This window comes from Amycolatopsis sp. WGS_07 (assembly GCF_045278895.1).
In the GTDB taxonomy this organism is placed as follows: Bacteria; Actinomycetota; Actinomycetes; order Mycobacteriales; family Pseudonocardiaceae; genus Amycolatopsis.
On the sequence record NZ_CP136053.1, the window covers coordinates 76,401 to 92,639 of the forward strand.

11 protein-coding genes and 1 pseudogene are annotated in these 16,239 nt (G+C 68.0%); 7 read left to right on the top strand and 5 right to left on the bottom strand.

The annotated features are described in order from the left end of the window. Positions 1–486 precede the first annotated feature (486 nt). Entirely contained in the window at positions 487–1,839 is a 1,353-nt protein-coding gene (locus RPX00_RS00340) for a TrpB-like pyridoxal phosphate-dependent enzyme (protein WP_406636279.1), read from the bottom strand. A gap of 208 nt (positions 1,840–2,047) precedes the next feature. Here RPX00_RS00340 and RPX00_RS00345 point away from each other — a divergent pair, with 208 nt between their 5' ends. Further along, a complete protein-coding gene (locus RPX00_RS00345) occupies positions 2,048–2,827 on the top strand; it encodes a PIG-L family deacetylase (protein ID WP_406636281.1) in 780 nt (259 codons plus the stop codon). A gap of 905 nt (positions 2,828–3,732) precedes the next feature. Here the strand turns inward: RPX00_RS00345 and RPX00_RS00350 are convergent. The 3 genes and pseudogenes from RPX00_RS00350 to pucD form a co-directional block, all read right to left on the bottom strand. Further along, on the bottom strand, positions 3,733–4,215 hold the full coding sequence (locus RPX00_RS00350) for a (2Fe-2S)-binding protein (protein ID WP_406636283.1): 483 nt from the start codon (positions 4,213–4,215) through the stop codon (positions 3,733–3,735). Next, positions 4,206–5,084 carry an FAD binding domain-containing protein gene (locus RPX00_RS00355; RefSeq protein WP_406636285.1) on the bottom strand — a complete coding sequence of 293 codons (879 nt, stop codon included), beginning with the start codon at positions 5,082–5,084 and terminating at the stop codon, positions 4,206–4,208. The genes RPX00_RS00350 and RPX00_RS00355 overlap by 10 nt, the downstream gene beginning before the upstream one ends. An 83-nt stretch (positions 5,085–5,167) precedes the next feature. Beyond that, positions 5,168–7,467, bottom strand: a pseudogene (pucD, locus tag RPX00_RS00360) (xanthine dehydrogenase subunit D). A 92-nt stretch (positions 7,468–7,559) separates the two neighbouring features. On the opposite strand from pucD, the gene RPX00_RS00365 reads away from it, so the two are divergent. Continuing rightward, on the top strand, positions 7,560–8,555 hold the full coding sequence (locus RPX00_RS00365; RefSeq protein ID WP_406636287.1) for a LacI family DNA-binding transcriptional regulator: 996 nt from the start codon (positions 7,560–7,562) through the stop codon (positions 8,553–8,555). A 24-nt stretch (positions 8,556–8,579) separates the two neighbouring features. Here the strand turns inward: RPX00_RS00365 and RPX00_RS00370 are convergent, their stop codons facing one another. Next, on the bottom strand, positions 8,580–9,563 hold the full coding sequence (locus tag RPX00_RS00370) for an amidohydrolase family protein (RefSeq protein WP_354747751.1): 984 nt from the start codon (positions 9,561–9,563) through the stop codon (positions 8,580–8,582). Between the two features lie 339 nt (positions 9,564–9,902). On the opposite strand from RPX00_RS00370, the gene RPX00_RS00375 reads away from it, so the two are divergent. From RPX00_RS00375 to RPX00_RS00395, 5 genes are all read left to right on the top strand, one after another. Then, a complete protein-coding gene (locus RPX00_RS00375; RefSeq protein ID WP_406636289.1) occupies positions 9,903–11,303 on the top strand; it encodes an amidohydrolase family protein in 1,401 nt (466 codons plus the stop codon). 31 nt (positions 11,304–11,334) lie between these two features. Beyond that, a complete protein-coding gene (locus tag RPX00_RS00380; RefSeq protein ID WP_406636291.1) occupies positions 11,335–12,693 on the top strand; it encodes a nucleobase:cation symporter-2 family protein in 1,359 nt (452 codons plus the stop codon). Positions 12,694–12,904: 211 nt separating this feature from the next. Then, positions 12,905–14,257 (top strand): nucleobase:cation symporter-2 family protein, encoded by a 1,353-nt coding sequence (locus RPX00_RS00385; protein WP_406636293.1) that lies wholly within the window; start codon positions 12,905–12,907, stop codon positions 14,255–14,257. Between the two features lie 9 nt (positions 14,258–14,266). Beyond that, entirely contained in the window at positions 14,267–14,872 is a 606-nt protein-coding gene (locus RPX00_RS00390; RefSeq protein WP_406636295.1) for a UbiX family flavin prenyltransferase, read from the top strand. Further along, positions 14,869–16,230 carry a UbiD family decarboxylase gene (locus tag RPX00_RS00395; protein ID WP_406636297.1) on the top strand — a complete coding sequence of 454 codons (1,362 nt, stop codon included), beginning with the start codon at positions 14,869–14,871 and terminating at the stop codon, positions 16,228–16,230. Before RPX00_RS00390 ends, RPX00_RS00395 begins: the two co-directional genes overlap by 4 nt. Positions 16,231–16,239: the final 9 nt, after the last annotated feature.

Sequence of the window (16,239 nt, forward strand, 5' to 3'; positions counted from 1 at the left end):
CACAGCACCACCCGCATCGGCCAGGCCTCGACAGGGCAGCGTCACCCACACCAGCCTGCCAACCCAGCGCCGCCCGTACCGGCCAGCCCCTCAACGCGACTTCGTCCGCACCAGCCAGCCCGTCAACGGCACTGCCCGCACAGGTCAACCGTCAGCGCGGCACCACCCGGCGAAGGTCAGCCTCTCCAACACGGCACCGCCGACACAAGCCAGCCTTCGCCAGCACAACACCACCCGCACAGGTCAGCACGCCAGCGCAGCGTCACCCACACCGGCCCACCACCCCAGCGCCGCCCGCGCAAGCCAACCCACCAACACAGCGCCGCCCGCACACACCGGCCCGCCAACCCAGCGCAGCGTCGCCCACACCAGCCCGCCGACACAGCGCCGCCCGCACACATCAGTCCGCCAGCACAGCATCGCCGCCATCTAATTCCCTCAGCCGCTCCTCTCCCTCCGCCAACCTCCATCCACCAACGCACCCACCTACGGAAGCGCCGCCAACGATTCCTCCAGTGCCGTGTCCGGAAGTTCGTTGTCCACCATCTCCCCGGCCAGGTACGCGCCGTACGCGGGCAGGTCGAGGTGCGCGTGCCCGCACAGGGCCGTCAGAATGACCTTCTCCTCTCCAGTTTCCTTGCAGCGCAACGCCTCTTGAATACACGCCGCCAAGGCATGCGTCGGTTCCGGCGCGGGGATGATGCCTTCCGTGCGGGCGAACTGCACTCCCGCGGCGAAACATTCCTGCTGGCCGATCGCGAGCGCCTCGATGAGACCCAGTTCGTAGATGTGCGAGATCAGCGGCGACATCCCGTGGTAGCGCAGGCCGCCGGCGTGGATCGGGTCCGGGATGAAGCCGTGGCCGAGCGTGTGCATTTTCAGCAACGGGGTGAGACCCGCGGTGTCGCCGAAGTCGTAGGCGTAGCGGCCGCGGGTGAGAGTGGGGCACGCCGCTGGCTCGACCGCGCGGATCACCGGGTTCATCCGGCCGGCCAGTTTCTCCCGCAGGAACGGGAAAGCGAGCCCGCCGAAGTTGGAGCCGCCGCCGGTGCAGCCGACGAGGACGTCCGGGGTGTCGCCGGCCATCTCGAACTGCCGGAGGGCTTCCTCGCCGATCACTGTCTGATGCAACAGCACGTGGTTGAGCACGCTGCCCAGCGCGTACCGCGCGCCCGGGTCCGCCGCGGCCTGCTCGACCGCCTCGCTGATCGCGATGCCGAGGCTGCCCGTCGACTGCGGATTCTCCGCCAGAATCGCCCGGCCGGCCGCCGTGCGGTCCGATGGACTCGGGTATACCTGCGCGCCGAACGTCTCCATCATCAGCTTGCGGTACGGCTTCTGGTCGTACGACGCCCGCACCTGCCAGACCTCGCAGGACAGCCCGAATGTCGCGCACGCGAACGCCAGCGCGCTCCCCCACTGACCGGCGCCGGTTTCGGTGGTGAGCCGCGTGACGCCTTCAGCCGCGTTGTAGAACGCTTGCGGCACAGCGGTGTTCGGCTTGTGCGAGCCGACTGGGCTGACGCCCTCGTACTTGTAGTAGATCCGCGCCGGCGTGCCGAGCGCCTTCTCCAGCCGGCGGGCGCGGTAGAGCGGCGACGGCCGCCAAAGCCGGTAGACATCCCGGACTTCCTCGGGGATGTCGATATACCGCTCGCTCGTGACTTCCTGCTCGATGAGCGCCTGCGGGAACAGCGGAGCCAGGTCCGCCGGCCCGACGGGCTCGCGCGTTCCCGGGTGCAGCGGCGGAGGCGGCGGCTCGGGAAGGTCCGGCACCACGTTGTACCACTGCGTCGGGAGATCGGCCTCGTCCAGGATGTATTTCGTCCGTTCCGCCATTGACGCCTCCTCGGTCGCGGACCCCAACGTAAGCCGGGCAGCGGAAGAAGCCAAGGCCAGGACCGCGCGAGGGGACCCCTCGTGCGGATAAACCGGCAGGTCCACCCATGTGGGCGACCTGTCCACAGTGGAGGGTGTGACCGGTTTTCCGGAAGCGGTTTCCGGCGGGCGCCGGTTTTTGTCGGTGGGTGCCGGTAAGTTCGGTGGCATGGCGACACTAGTGACGTTTCACGCTCATCCCGACGATGAAGCCATCATGACCGGCGGCGTGATGCGCAAGGCGGCCGACGAGGGGCACCGGGTGGTGCTCGTGGTGGCGACGCGCGGGGAAAAGGGCGAGATCCCCGAAGGACTTCTCGACGACGGCGAGCAACTCGCGGAACGGCGGGTCAAGGAGACGCAGGCGGCGGCCGAGGTGCTCGGCGTCTCGCGCGTGGAGTTCCTGGGATACCAAGACTCCGGAATGATGGGCGACCCGGCGAACGACGGCCCGGACACCTTCTGGAGCGCGCCGGTCGAGGAGGCGGCGGAACGGCTGGCGACGATCCTGCGCGAGGAGTCGGCCGAAGTGCTCACCGTGTACGACGACTTCGGCGTCTACGGCCACCCGGACCACATCCAGGTCCACCGCGTCGGCATGCGCGCGGGCGAACTCGCGGGCACGCCGCGGATCTACCAGGGCTCGGCCAACCGCGACCGGATTCGCCAAGCCGCCGAAACCGCCCGGGCGACGGGCGAGGACAGCGTTCCGGACGAGGAGATGACCATCGGCAAACCGGAAGCCGAACTGACCGCGGAGGTGGACGTCACGGCGTACCTGAAGGTCAAGCGAGCGGCGATGCGCGCGCATCAGAGCCAGATCAGCGAGGAGTCGTTCTTCCTGGCCCTGCCGGACGACAAGTTCGGACAGGCCTTCGGAACGGAGTGGTTCATCCGGGAAGGACAGGGGCCGGGGGTGACGGAGACGGATCTGATGAAGGGGCTCTGATTGGGGGCGCACCGTTGGCGCGGGTGCCCGGCGCGGGTCCGCAGGCCCGGGGTGGGTCGGCGGGGTGGCGCGGGCACGAAGAGACCGACAGGCCAACGCAGCTCGGATGCCCGAAGCGGAACGGCGAGGCAGCTCGCGTGCCGAAGGAACCGCCAGCCCAGCGCAGGTCGCACACCCGAAGCGGAACGGCGAGCAGCGCGCCGAGGGAACCGCAAAGCCAACGCAGCCCGCGCGCCCGAAGCGAGACGGCGAAGCAGCGCGCGTACCGAAAGAACCACCAGCCCAGCGCAGCCCGCACACCTGAAGCGAGACGGCGAAGCGGCGCGCGCCGAAGGAACCGCCAAGCCAACGCAGCTCACACACCCGAAGCAGGACGACGAAGCAGCACGCGTACCGAAGGAACCGACAGGCCAACGCAGCTCGCACCTCCGAAGCGAGACGGCAAGGCCGCGTGCGCCGAAGAGACCGCCAGGCCAACGCGCGCTGCGGATCCGGCCCTGACGGCTGGTCGGTGCGGGCGGCGAGCCCGAGGCGGTTCGGCGCGAGCCAGTGGCGGCTTGCGTCGTCGGGCGTCCGGAAGAAGCCGCCGGGGCTTGCCGACCGGGGCGATGGGTCCAGGACAAGGCGGGTGGTCCGGGATGGACGAGACCGCTCGCCAGGCGTGGACCGACGGGCCGAAGCAGGTGCGGGCTGGGTTGAGTCAAATGGCTGGCGCGCGTCCACGAGCATGACCACAGGCCTCCAGACCGCCGTTACCGAGCCGCGGGGAACGGTCGGATGGGCAGGCGCGCCCAGGATCACGCCAGTGCATGCCCAAGGGCCAGCAATAACCACATAACTCAGGCAGGCACTCCGAACGCGGGGACCGGGTGAGTCGGCAGGAGCGCCAACTCACCCGGCGGGCATCACGCAGGGAGGCCCGTCTCCCCCACCCGCTCCGCGGCCACACGCACCGCGTCGAGGATCTTCTCGTATCCGGTGCAGCGGCAGAGGTTTCCCGCGAGAGCCTCGCGGATTTCCGGGTCTGTTGGCGCGGTCCCCCGGTGCACCAGTTCATGCGCGGCGACGATCAGGCCCGGCGTGCAGAAACCGCATTGCACCGCGCCGGCGTCGATGAAGGCTTGTTGCACCGGGTCCAGCTGATCGCCGTCCGCCAAGCCCTCTACCGTGCGGACCTCTCTGCCCTCGGCTTGGCCTGCGGCGACCAGGCACGAACACACTGGGGTACCGTCCAAATACACTGTGCACGAACCGCATTCGCCTTGTTCGCAGGCGTTTTTCGAGCCGGGCAGACCCAGCTGGTCGCGGAGCACGAACAGCAGGCTTTGCCCTTCCCAGACCTCGTCGACGGTCCGGTTCTCGTCATTGACAGTGAGGTTCAGGCGCATTTCGGCTGCCCGCCTTTCCGATAGTCTTCCCAGGCCCAGCTCAACGTCCGGCGGGCCAGTACGGCGATCGCGTGGGTGCGGTAGTCCGCGCTGCCCCGGACGTCGTCGATCGGGGACGCGGCGCTCGCGGCTAGGTCGCCGAAGCGGCGGAGCACTGGGTCCGGCAGTGGGGAGCGGGAGGCCCAGCTGTCGGACAGGGCGTCGCGGAGGAAGTCTTCGGCTGCGGTGGCTCGGCGCGGAGTCGGGGCGGCCGAACCCACCGCCGCGCCTACCCAGCCGGTTTCTGGGGCCAGGTCCAGTGCGAACGAGCACACTGCGATGACCATCGCGTTGCGGGTGCCGACCTTCGCGAACTGCTGCGGGCCGGTCGCGACGGGGAGGTGGATCGCGGCGATCAGCTCGTCCGGGGCCAGTGCGTTGCGTTTGACGCCTTGGTAGAACTCGGTCGCCGGGATCATCCGGACGCCGCGTACGGACTCCACCTCGATCGTCGCGTCGCAGGCCAGCAGCGGCGGGTGGGTGTCGCCGGCTGGGGAGGCCGCGCCTAGGTTGCCGCCGACGGTGCCTCGGTTGCGGATTTGCGGGGAGCCGACGGTGCGGCTCGCCATCGCCAGGCCGGGGAGGCGGGTGCCCAGTTCGGTGATGATCCGGGTGTAGGGCACGCCTGCGCCCAGCCGGATCCGGCCGTCCCTTTCAGTCCACTCCGTCAGGGCGCTGATCCGGGTGAGGTCGAGGAGCGCGGCGGGGCGGCGGTGGTCGAAGTTCAGTTCGACCAGGACGTCGGTGCCGCCTGCCAACGGGACGGCGTCGGGGTGTTCGGCTTTGGCGGCTAGGGCTTCTGCCCAGGTCACGGGGGTCAGGAAATCCACGGGAGTACCTCCGGGAGGCGGGGGTCGCGCGCCGACGGGCTGGGTGGAGGACAAGCGGCCAAACCTGCGAAGCCGCGTGGCGATCAGGGAGTGGCGGACAGGGCGATGTCGTCCGGACGGATCGGGGCCTTCGGCAAGGGCAGGCCGGTCGCGGCGCGGAGGGCGTTCAGGATTGCCGGGGTCGAGGACAGCGTCGGCGGTTCTCCGACTCCGTTCAACCCGTACGGCGAATCCGGATGCGGGAATTCGAACAGGCTGATCGGCATCGGCGGCACGTCCAGCACCGTCGGGATCAGGTAGTCCGTGAACGACGGGTTCCGCACCCGTCCCTCGGCGTCGACCAGGATTTCCTCCATCAACGCCAAGCCAAGGCCCTGTACGCTGCCGCCTTCGATTTGGCCTTCTACGGCCAACGGGTTCATCGCCTTGCCGACGTCTTGGGCGGTGGCCAGTTCGACCACCTTCACCAAGCCCAGTTCGACATCCACGTCCACCACGGCTCGGTGGGCGGCGAAGGCGAACGCGATGTGCGCGGCGCCCTGGCCGGTTTCTGGGTCGATGCCTTCGGTCGGGCGGTGGTGGTACTCGAAGGTGTGCTCGACGGTATCCGCGCCCACCAGGTCGGCGATCGTGCAGACCGAATCTCCAGCGGTGTTCAGGACTTGGTCATCGCTCAACGAAAGCGCTGAGGCAGGGAGGCCCGACACGTCGGCGGCGCGGCGCAGGAGTTCGCGGGCGATGTGGCGGCACGCGCCTTGCACGGCACCGGTCGACATCCACGTCATCCGGGAGGCGGACGCGGAGCCGGCGTCGCCGATTTGGGTGTCGGCGGGGAGGACGACCACGCGGGATACGCCTAGTTCCGTGCTCGTCACCTGCGCTTGGACAGTCGTGACGCCCTGTCCGCATTCAGCGGCGGCGGTGTGTACGGAAGCCACTGGGGCGCCGTTCACCACAGCCAGTGCGACTCGAGCCGTTGAGATGTCGTCGACGCCGCCCGAATAGCCGATCGCTTTCACCCCGACCGCGTAGCCGACGCCGCGGCGCACCCCTCGCCGTGCGTCGTGTTGGCGGCTCCGCCGGGCAGGGAAAGCAGGTCTGTGCCCGCGGCGGGCGGCAGTGGACGGTCGCGGAGGGCTTGCAGCAGTTCCGCGACGGGGGCTGGGCCGTCGACAGCTTGGCCGGTCGGCAGGACGGTGCCGGTGGTCATGGCGTTGCGCAGGCGTAGTTCCATCGGGTCCATGCCTAGCGCGTGGGCTAGTTTGTCCATATTGGACTCGCAGCCGTAGGCCGATTGGACGGCACCGAAACCGCGCATCGCGCCGCAGGGCGGGTTGTTGGTATAGACCGCCAGGCCGTCGATTTCGGCATTCGGAACGTCGTAGGCACCGGTGACGAAATAACAGGCGTTGGCGATTACTACCGGCGAGGTTGAAGTGTAGGCACCGCCGTCTAGGACCAGGCGGGCTTTGACGTAGACCAGGCGACCGTCCTTTGTGGCCCCATGTTCGTAGCGCATCTTCGCGGGGTGACGGTGTACGTGGCCGAAGAAGGACTCGTAGCGGTTGTAGGACATCTTCACCGGACGGCCTAGGCGCAGGGCGAGCATGCACGCGTGCACGTGGACGGAAAGGTCTTCCCGTCCGCCGAACGCGCCGCCGACACCGGCCAGAGTCAGGCGTACTTTTTCGGGCGGCAAGGCCAGGCAAGGGGCTAGCTGTTCGAGATCCTTGTGCAGCCATTGCGAGGAGACATAAAGCTCGACGCCGCCGTCTTCAGAAGGGATTGCCAAGCCGGATTCCGGGCCTAGGAAAGCCTGGTCCTGCATGCCGACTTCGTATTCTCCGGTTACCACGACGTCCGCCTCAGCGTTGTCCACGTCCCCGTGTCGGATCTTTACGTGCCGCACCAGGTTTCCGTTTGGATGGATGGGGCGGACGCCGTCGTCCAAGACCGTCATCGGGTCGGTGACCGGGGTCAGCGGCTCGTAGTCGACCATGATCAGCTTTGCCGCCTGGCGGGCGGTTTCCGGATCATCGGCGGCGACTAGCGCGACGGGTTCGCCGTGGTAGCGGACTTCGTCCACCGCTAGAACCGGTTGATCGGCCGACTTCATTCCGTAGGTTTTCGCGCCGGGCACGTCCTCGTGGGTCAGCACGGCGTGCACGCCCGGTTGAGCGAGGGCTTTGCTCGTGTCGATGGACCGGATCCGTGCGGCCGCGTATGGGCTGCGCAGCGTGGTCGCCCAGACCATGCCCTCGATCCACAGATCGGACGAATAAGCGAACCGACCGGTCACCTTGGCGGTACCGTCCGGACGGAGGGCGCTTTCGCCCACCCCGGCGGCTTTTCCGGTTTCCGCGGCGTGTACCAGCGAGTCCACAGTGACCACCAGCTTTCCTGCGTTGCCGACTGCACGGGATTCAACACGTGTAGATTCGGACTGTCAACGGCTCTTCGGGTATCGTCTGGCGCATGCAGCGGGTCACCCGGGACGATGTCGCACGGCGGGCGGGCACCTCGCCTGCCGTGGTCAGTTACGTGCTCAACAACGGCCCGCGCCCGGTCGCGCCCGCCACGCGAGCGCGGGTCGAGCAGGCGATCGCCGAACTCGGTTACCGGCCGAATCTCGTCGCGCGGGCATTGCGGTCCACGCGCAGCAATGTGCTCGGGCTGGTCGTTCCGGACAGCAGCGAAGGCTACTTCACCCAGCTCACCCACGCGGTCGAGCGGGCGGCTTTCGCGCGCGGATCCCTGGTGCTGCTCGGGAACTCGGCATTCTCCCGGGAACAGGAGCTGCGGTACGCCGAATCGCTGGCGAACATGCGCGTGGACGGTCTGCTGCTGGTCCGCGCCGAGATCGCCGGAGCGGCGGCGACGCATTCCACTTTGGACGTCCCGGTCGTCTACCTGCACCACCACGCCCCGGCCGGTGCCGCCGCGCCGTCCGTGGTGCTGGACAACAAGGCGGGCGGGCGGCTGACCACCGAACACCTGCTCGGGCACGGCTACCGGGAAATCGGGTGCCTCACCGGAACCGCGCGGTCCGGGCCGGTGGCCGATCGGGCTCGAGGGTGGACGGAGGCGATGCGAGCGGCGAAGCGAAGCGCGGGCAATGTCGTTCGCACCGGCCTGGACCGGCATGCCGCTCGCGCGGACATCCGTCGGTGGCTGCGCTCGCCGGAGCGTCCGCGAGCGATCATGGCGACGGCCGACGGGCTGGCGCTCGATACGCTTACGGTCGCGGCGGAACTCGGCCTCAGCGTTCCGAAAGACCTTGCGGTGATTGGCTTCGGCGGCACAGACGCAGCCGCGCATAGCTGGCCGACGCTGTCCACCGCCGGACATTCCTTCGACGACTTCGCGGACGCCGCGGTGTCCACTCTGGACAAGGTCAAAGAGGGCACCCAGCCAAAAGACCGTATCCTCGACGTGCACCTGACCGCGCGCGCCAGCTGCGGGTGCGACTAAACCCGCAGCCGGCGCGGCTTAGCCTCAGGAGTTCGCGGTCTCCGCCCACGCCGAAGGCGTATAGCCGAGATAGTGCGACGCGTGCGTATTCGCCGCGGAAGCCTGCGGAATGTCCCCGCGCAAATACGCTTCAGCTTCCGCCTTGTCCTTCGGCGGCGGTGTCGGCGCGAGGCCGAGCAGCTTGGCCATATTGTTGCCGAGGTAGCCTTCCAGGTCGTCCTCGGACAGGTTCAGGCCCTGCGGCGGCTGGTGGCACAGCACTTCCAGCTCCCGCGCCCACATGCCAGGCTCGTTGGGCGGCGAATCGGTGCCGAAGACCAGGTCGCTCTTCTTCATTTCCTTGGCGAATTCGACGATCCGCGACTGCAGCAGCCAGCCCGATTCGCCGATCACGTTCGGCGAGTCCTGGATCATCCAGAACGCCTCGAAACAGTAGACGCCGCCGGTCTGGATGCCGAAGTGGCCGAGGATGAACGTGACGTTCGGGAACTCGCGGATGATCGGGTAGAACTGGGTCGGGATCGAGTACGGCCCGTCCCCGGTGTGGATCAGCACGATCACGCCGAGTTCGTCGCACACCCGCATCACCGGCCGCAGCCAGTCCAGCGCCCGGTCCGGCCGGTAGGAATGCATGTTGGCGTGCAGTTTGAGCATCTTGTAGCCGTATTCCTTCACGTGGAAGGCCAGCTCCGCCGCGCCGTTTTCCGGGCCGAACCGCGGGTTGTACATGAAGTTTCCGACGAACCGGTCCGGATACCGCTGCACGAGCGAGGTCACGTACGCCTGGTATTCGCGGATGCCCTCGCGGCCGGTTTTGTTGCCCTCGCGCCAGGTCGTGTTGCCCGGCGGCGGCATGATGCAGCTGACGTCCACGCGCCGCGGCTTGCCGTTGATCCAGAATGGACCGTCCATCATCTCCAGCGTGCGCTCGCCGGTGAACGGGGTTCCGGTGTGCCGCCAGGCTTCGTCGACGAGATTCGTCGGATGGACATGGGTATCGATAATCACCGGATGTCTCCTTACGCAAGACTTGAGTAAAGGACTCCCCGGCCGCGCTTCACCGCACCTACGGGACCCGGAAGCACGATCCGCGCTTCCGGCGCAACCGAGTGCAGCACCTTCGCTGCCCGCTGTCAACACATGATCGCCGAATGCCTTGCGCGGCAAGACTTTTCCGGAGCCCGCTCTTGACACCGGACGCGGAAGGGCTTTGCATTGAACGACCCGGCGGCGCTGCCGGGCGCCGGTGACCTCCCTTCTGGGCCAACCGTTCGGCCAGCTGCCTCCAGCCGTGCGCTGGAGCCGAACGCCGGGCCGGGTCCGCCCCGCCCGGGGAAGGGCGGCCCGATGTCGGCTGCGGAACCCTGCGACCTCCTCCTGACCGGCGGTGCCGTGGTGACCGTCGACGACCAGCGCACAGTCCACCAGCCCGGCCACGTCGCGATCACCGGCGACCGGATCGCCGGCGTCGGACCGGGCGCCGGCACCGAACGCTGGCAGGCCGGGGAGGTCGTCGACTGCCGGGGCAAGGCGGTGCTGCCCGGCCTGGTCGACGGGCACAATCACCTCTACCAAGCGCTCGCTCGCGGCCTTGGCGAAGGCATGTCGATCGTGCCGTGGCTGTGCGAATTCATGTGGCCGTATTCGATCGCCATCACCGGGCCCGAGGCAGTAGCCGGGGCGCGGCTCGGCGCGGTGGAAGCGTTGCGCGCCGGCATCACGACGGTGATCGACAACCATTACGCACCAAGTGATCTTGAAACGACGCTCGCGGTCGCCGACGTCATTGAGGAGGTCGGGTTACGCGGCGCGGTCGCCCGCGGCATGCTGGGCGAACGCACCGAAATCGCCGACCGCCGCGGCCAGCCGAGCGAGCTGTTCCGGTATTCGAGCGAGGACGAATTCGCGATCACTCGCGAGGCGATGCAACACCGGCCGCCGTCCTCGAAGGTCGCGGTGTGGCCAGCCGCGCTCAACCTCTGCTACGTGGACCAAAAACTAGTCCGCCGGACGGTCGAACTCGCCCAGGAATTCGGCACTCGCTGGCACACCCATTGCTGCGAGAGCGCCACCGATCCGGTCAGCTACCTCGAAACCCACGGGGTCCGGCCGGTGGAATGGCTCGCGCGGGAAGGGCTCCTCGACGAACGGGCCACCCTCGCGCACGCGATTTGGCTCGACGAGGCCGAAATCGAGCAGGTCGCGGCCGCCGGTGCCGGGATCTCGCACAACCCCGCGTCCAACGGTTACCTCGCGTCCGGCACCGCGCGGATCGCGAGCATGCGGAAACAAAATGTTCCGGTCGCCCTTGGCACCGACGGTCCCAGCTGCGGCCACCGGCAAGATCTTTTCGAGGCAATGAAACTCAGCGTCTTCGGCCAGCGAACGGCCACTTTGGACCCGACCGCGCTGCGGGCCGAGGACGCGCTGGAAATGGCTACCCGCGAGGGAGCCCGATACGCCGGAATCGACGCGGGATCCCTCAGCGAGGGCAAACTCGCCGACGTCATCGTCACCGCGCTCGACCGTCCGCACGTGCGCCCGGTGCACCGGGCTGTCGCCGCCCTCGTCTACTCCGCCCGCGGGTCCGATGTGGAGCTGACGATCGTGGGCGGCGAGATCGTCTACCGCGACGGACACTGCGTCCGCGTGGACGAAGCGGCCGCCGCCGACGAGGCGGAACGGCATGCGGCCCGGCTGCTGAAGCGCAGCGGCATGGGCGGCCTGCTCACTCCCTGGGCGCGGTGATCCGCGCCCCTGTCCCGCTGTGGAGGAAACCATGCGATTCCGTCCGCGCCCCACCCGAGCCGAAACCACCCGCGACGCCGTCGACACCGTCCCCCGGCTGCGGCAGCTGCTCCCGCTGGGCGTGCAGCATCTGCTGGTCGCCTACTCCGGAATGGTCACCGTGCCGCTGCTGATCGGGATCGGCGTCGGCCTCTCCACCGCGCAGATCGCCACGCTCATCACGGCGAACGTGCTGGTCAGCGGGGTCGCGACGCTGCTGCAGACGCTCGGGATCGGCAACGTCGGGGCCCGGCTGCCGATCGTGATGGGCTCGACCTTCACCGGCATCACCCCGGCCATCATCGTCGGCAAGGAGGCCGGGCTGCCCGCGGTCTTCGGCGCGACGATCGTCGCCGGGCTGCTGACCTGGCTGATCGCGCCGTGGTTCAGCAAGCTGATCCGGTTCTTCCCGCCGATCGTCACCGGGACCATCATCGCGATCATCGGGTTCTCGCTGCTGCCCTCCACCGCGACGCTGATCGCCGGGTCCAATCCGGACGCCGCCGACCACGGTTCGGCCGGACGGCTGATCCTCGGGCTCGGCACCATCGTGCTGACTGTCTGTTTGGAACGGTTCGCCCCGCCCGCCGTGCGCCGGTTCGCGATCCTGATCGCGCTGGCCGCCGGCACGCTCGTGGCGGTTCCGCTCGGCATGGCGGACTTCAGTTCGGTCGCCAAGGCGGAATGGGTCGGCGTGGTGCAGCCCTTCGAATTCGGCCTGCCGACTTTCGCCTTGTCCGCGTTGCTGCCAATGATCATCGTGCAGCTGGTGAACATGGTGGAATCGACCGGCGACACGCTCGCCATCGGGCAGATCGTGGGCCGCGACGTCGGCCCGCGCGAGATTTCCCGGGCCTTGCGCGCGGACGGGATCGGCACCGCGTTCGCGGGCGTTTTCGGCTCGTTCACCGTCGTCACCTTTGGCGAGAACGTCGGACTGGTCAGCATTACCCGGGTGATGAGCCGGTTCGTGGTCGCCACCGCGGGCGCGGTGCTCGTGCTCATGAGCCTGGTGCCGAAGCTCGGCGCGGCGGTCGCGTCGCTGCCCGGTCCGGTGCTCGGCGGGGTCGGAGTGGTCATGTTCGGTACCGTCGGGGCGGTCGGGCTGCGCATCATGGGCCAGGCGGATCTCAGCAACGGCCGCAACATCCTGATCGTCGCCATCTCGTTCGGCTTCGGCCTGCTGCCGGTCGGCGCGCCAGAGTTTTACCAACATCTGCCCGTGGTGGTGCAAACGGTACTGACGAGCGGGATCGCGGCCGGCGGCATCGCGGCCTTCCTGCTGAACCTCGTGCTCAACCGCCGCGAGCGCGCCCCGCGCACCGGGCCGGAAGCCGCGCCCGGGTATTGACCCTCGGCGGCTTCCGATGCACCATAGTCGAAACTCCTTGCAGGGAAGGAAAAATCTTCGATCATCCCATAACCCCGTAGGTGCGGCGGCAGGATTCGCGCGCGGCCGGGGGTCTTCGACGCCGGCCACGCCCGTCCGGCTCCGGCGACGACCCACGATCCGCCCGGCCGGCCGCTTTCCGGTTCCGCCGGCCCAACGAGGTGAGGGAATCATGGCCAGTCCCCTGTCCCCAGTGGACGAACGTCCCCGATTCGGTCCGTTGGTGCTGCTGGGTTTGCAGCACGTGCTCGTGATGTACGCCGGTGTCGTCGTGGTGCCGATCGTGGTCGGCGCCGGGCTAGGGCTGCCGCAGGCGCAGATCGCCGACCTGGTCAGCGTCGACCTGGTGCTCGCCGGGATCGGCACCCTGCTGCAGGCGCTCGGCGTCTGGAAATTCGGCATCCGGATGCCGCTCGTGGTCGGAGCCGCGTCCAACGGAATCGTCCCGATGGTGCTGATCGGCAGCACGCAGGGGCTGTCCACAGTGTATGGCTCGCTGCTCGTGGTCGGCGTGCTCTGGGTGCTGATCGCACCGTTGTTCAGCAAACTGCTCAAGCTGTTCCCGGAGGTCGTCACCGGAACCGTCATCACCTTGATCGGCTTGACGCTGATTCCGGTCGGGCTGAAACTCATCGCCGGTTCCAATCCGTCCGCGCACAACTACGGTGCGCCAGCGAATCTCGCGCTTGCCGGGTTCACGCTCGCGTTGATCGCGGTGTTCTACCGGGTCTTCCGGGGATTGCTGGGCCAGCTCGCTATGCTGATCGCGCTGACCGTCGGGGCGATCGTCGGCTGGCTCACCGGGCTCGGCAGTCTCGCCGGAGTCGCCAACGGTCCCGTTTTCGGACTGCTGAAACCACTGCACTACGGAGCGTTGCATTTCGACATCCCGTCGATTCTCCTGTTCCTGGTGATCGTTTTCGTGCTCATGGTCGAGGCGTCCGGACAGGGGCTCGCGGTCGGGCAGGTGGTCGGGAAGAAGGTCGGACCGCGCGACGTCGCCAACCTGCTGCGCGTTGACGGCCTGCTCACCGCGCTCAGCGGCGTGTTCAACGGATTTGCCTACACCACCTTCGGCCAGAACATCGGGCTGGTCGCGCTGACGAAGGTGCGCAGCCGGTATCCGGTCGCGGTCGGCGGCGTGATTCTCATTGTTTTCGGGGTGGTGCAACCGATCGGCCGGGTGATCGCGGCGATCCCGCAACCGGTGATCGGCGCGGCGGCCGTCGCGACCTTCGCGGCGCTGACGGTCTCCGGTATTCAGCTGCTGTCCCGAGTGGACTTCAACAAGACCGGCAACCTCGTGATCGTGATGCTTTCGCTCGGGGTCGGGCTGATCCCAGCGGGCGCGCCGGACTTCTACAAGCAGTTCCCGTTCGCCGCGCAGGTTTTCCTGAAGAGCGGCGTCGCTACGGGCACTGTCCTGGCGGTGCTGCTGAACCTGCTTTTCTTCGCCCGCCGGAAACAGCGACCAGAAGAGCCGCTCGTACAACCGGAACCCGCCGCTAAGCTTTCCCAGTCCTGAAAGGACGTCATGGGCACCGAACCGCAGCGGCCCCGGCTGATCGTCGGCATCACCGGGGCCAGCGGCCCGCACCTGGCCGTCCACCTGCTCACCGCGCTGCGCAAGCTCGGCACGGTGGAAACGCATCTGGTCATGTCCCGGGCCGCGCACCGCACCATTGAACTGGAAACCGGAATGCCACCCGCCGAAGTCGCCGAACTGGCCGACGTCCACCATTCGCGTGGGGACATCGCCGCGTCGATCGCGTCCGGTTCCTTTCGCACCATGGGCATGGTGGTCGTGCCGTGCTCGATGAAAACCGTCGCCGGGATCGCGCACGGCTACAGCGACGACCTGCTCGTCCGCGCGGCCGACGTCACGTTGAAAGAACGCCGTCCGCTCGTGCTCGTGGCCAGGGAAACCCCGCTGAGCCTCGTGCACCTGCGCAATCTGGTGGCGGTGACCGAGGCGGGCGCGACCGTGCTGCCCCCGGTTCCCGCCTTCTACCACCAGCCCGAGTCCATTGAGGACATCCTCGCCCACCTGACCGGCAAGGTGCTCGACCAGTTCGGCATCGACCACGAACTGTTCGCCCGCTGGCAGGGACCGCCCGTCTCGCAAGGAGTTTCGCGGTGAACCACCGGCAAGATCCCCATGCCTTCCTCGACCAGTACCGCCGCGAGTTTCCCGAGGATGTGCTCGTCCTCGACGATCCGGTCCCGGCAGACGAGGGCGTCACCGGGGTGATCTACGAACTCGCCGCGGCCGGACGGCACGAGATGGTGCAGTTCCGGAAGGTGACCGGGCTCGACGTACCGGTGGTCAGCAACATGTTCGCCTCGCGGCAGCGCATCGCCCGCATGCTCGATACCAGACCGTCCGGTTTGCACAGTGCCTACCAGGAGCGGGCACGACGCGCGGTACCGCCGAGGGTGGTCGACAGCGGACCGGTACTGGACAACGTGACCACCGAGATCGACTTGGCGACCATCCCGATGCTGCGACACTTCGCCAGCGATCGATCCCCTTATGTCACCAGCGGAATCATCGTCGCCGAGGACCCGGACACCGGCGTCGGCAACCTCAGCTACCACCGCGCGATGCCGCATTCCCAAACCGAGTTGGCGACCAGCCTGCATTCGCGTGGCGACCTGTGGCGGATGCTGCAGAAGTACGCCGAGCGCGGCGAACCGATGCCGGTCGCGATGGTACTCGGCGGGCATCCGCTGTTCATGCTCGCCGCGTCCGCCCGGGTCGGCTACGACGTAGACGAGCGCGCGGTCGCCGGCGGGTTGCTCGGCGAACCGCTGGAAGTCGTACGCACACCGCGGCACGGCATCGGCGTACCGGCCTGGTCGGACTTCGTACTGGAAGGCACCATCGACGCCTCCGAACACGCCGAGGAAGGCCCATTCGGCGAATTCTCCGGCTATTCCTCGAACCGCTCGACTAACAACGTGCTCCGGGTGCAAACGATCCTGCGCCGCTCCGACGCCATGCTCATCGACGTCGTCGGCGGCAACACCGACGAGCACCTGAATCTCGCCCGCGTGCCACGGGAATCCGAAATGGCCGAGAAACTCAAGGCCCGATTCCCGGACGTCACGGCAGTGCACTACCCGACGTCCGGAACGCACTTCCACTGTTACGTCGCACTACGCCAGCGACGCCCCGGTCAAGCCCGCCAGGTGATGCTCGGCCTGCTCGGCTGGGACCCGTACGTAAAGACGGTGATCGCGGTGGACGAGGACGTCGACGTCACCAGCGACAGCGACGTCCTCTGGGCACTCGCCACACATTTCCAGCCGCACCAGGACTTGTTCACAGTGGACGGTCTGCCCGGCTCGCCGCTCGACCCGTCCTCGGGATCCGACGGCACGACCTCGCGAATGGGCCTGGACGCCACCCGCGGCCCGCACTTCGACGGCAATCGCATCGTCGTCTCCGAAGAAGCACGTCAGCACGCTCGCCGGATTCTCGGCGCGAATGGTTAAGGAGGGCAT

Coding starts and splice junctions, on each gene's coding strand:
- RPX00_RS00340 (WP_406636279.1), bottom strand. CDS start 1,839: ATGGCGGAACGGACGAAATACATCCTGGACGAGGCCGATCTCCCGACG.
- RPX00_RS00345 (WP_406636281.1), top strand. CDS start 2,048: ATGGCGACACTAGTGACGTTTCACGCTCATCCCGACGATGAAGCCATC.
- RPX00_RS00350 (WP_406636283.1), bottom strand. CDS start 4,215: ATGCGCCTGAACCTCACTGTCAATGACGAGAACCGGACCGTCGACGAG.
- RPX00_RS00365 (WP_406636287.1), top strand. CDS start 7,560: ATGCAGCGGGTCACCCGGGACGATGTCGCACGGCGGGCGGGCACCTCG.
- RPX00_RS00375 (WP_406636289.1), top strand. CDS start 9,903: ATGTCGGCTGCGGAACCCTGCGACCTCCTCCTGACCGGCGGTGCCGTG.
- RPX00_RS00380 (WP_406636291.1), top strand. CDS start 11,335: ATGCGATTCCGTCCGCGCCCCACCCGAGCCGAAACCACCCGCGACGCC.
- RPX00_RS00385 (WP_406636293.1), top strand. CDS start 12,905: ATGGCCAGTCCCCTGTCCCCAGTGGACGAACGTCCCCGATTCGGTCCG.
- RPX00_RS00390 (WP_406636295.1), top strand. CDS start 14,267: ATGGGCACCGAACCGCAGCGGCCCCGGCTGATCGTCGGCATCACCGGG.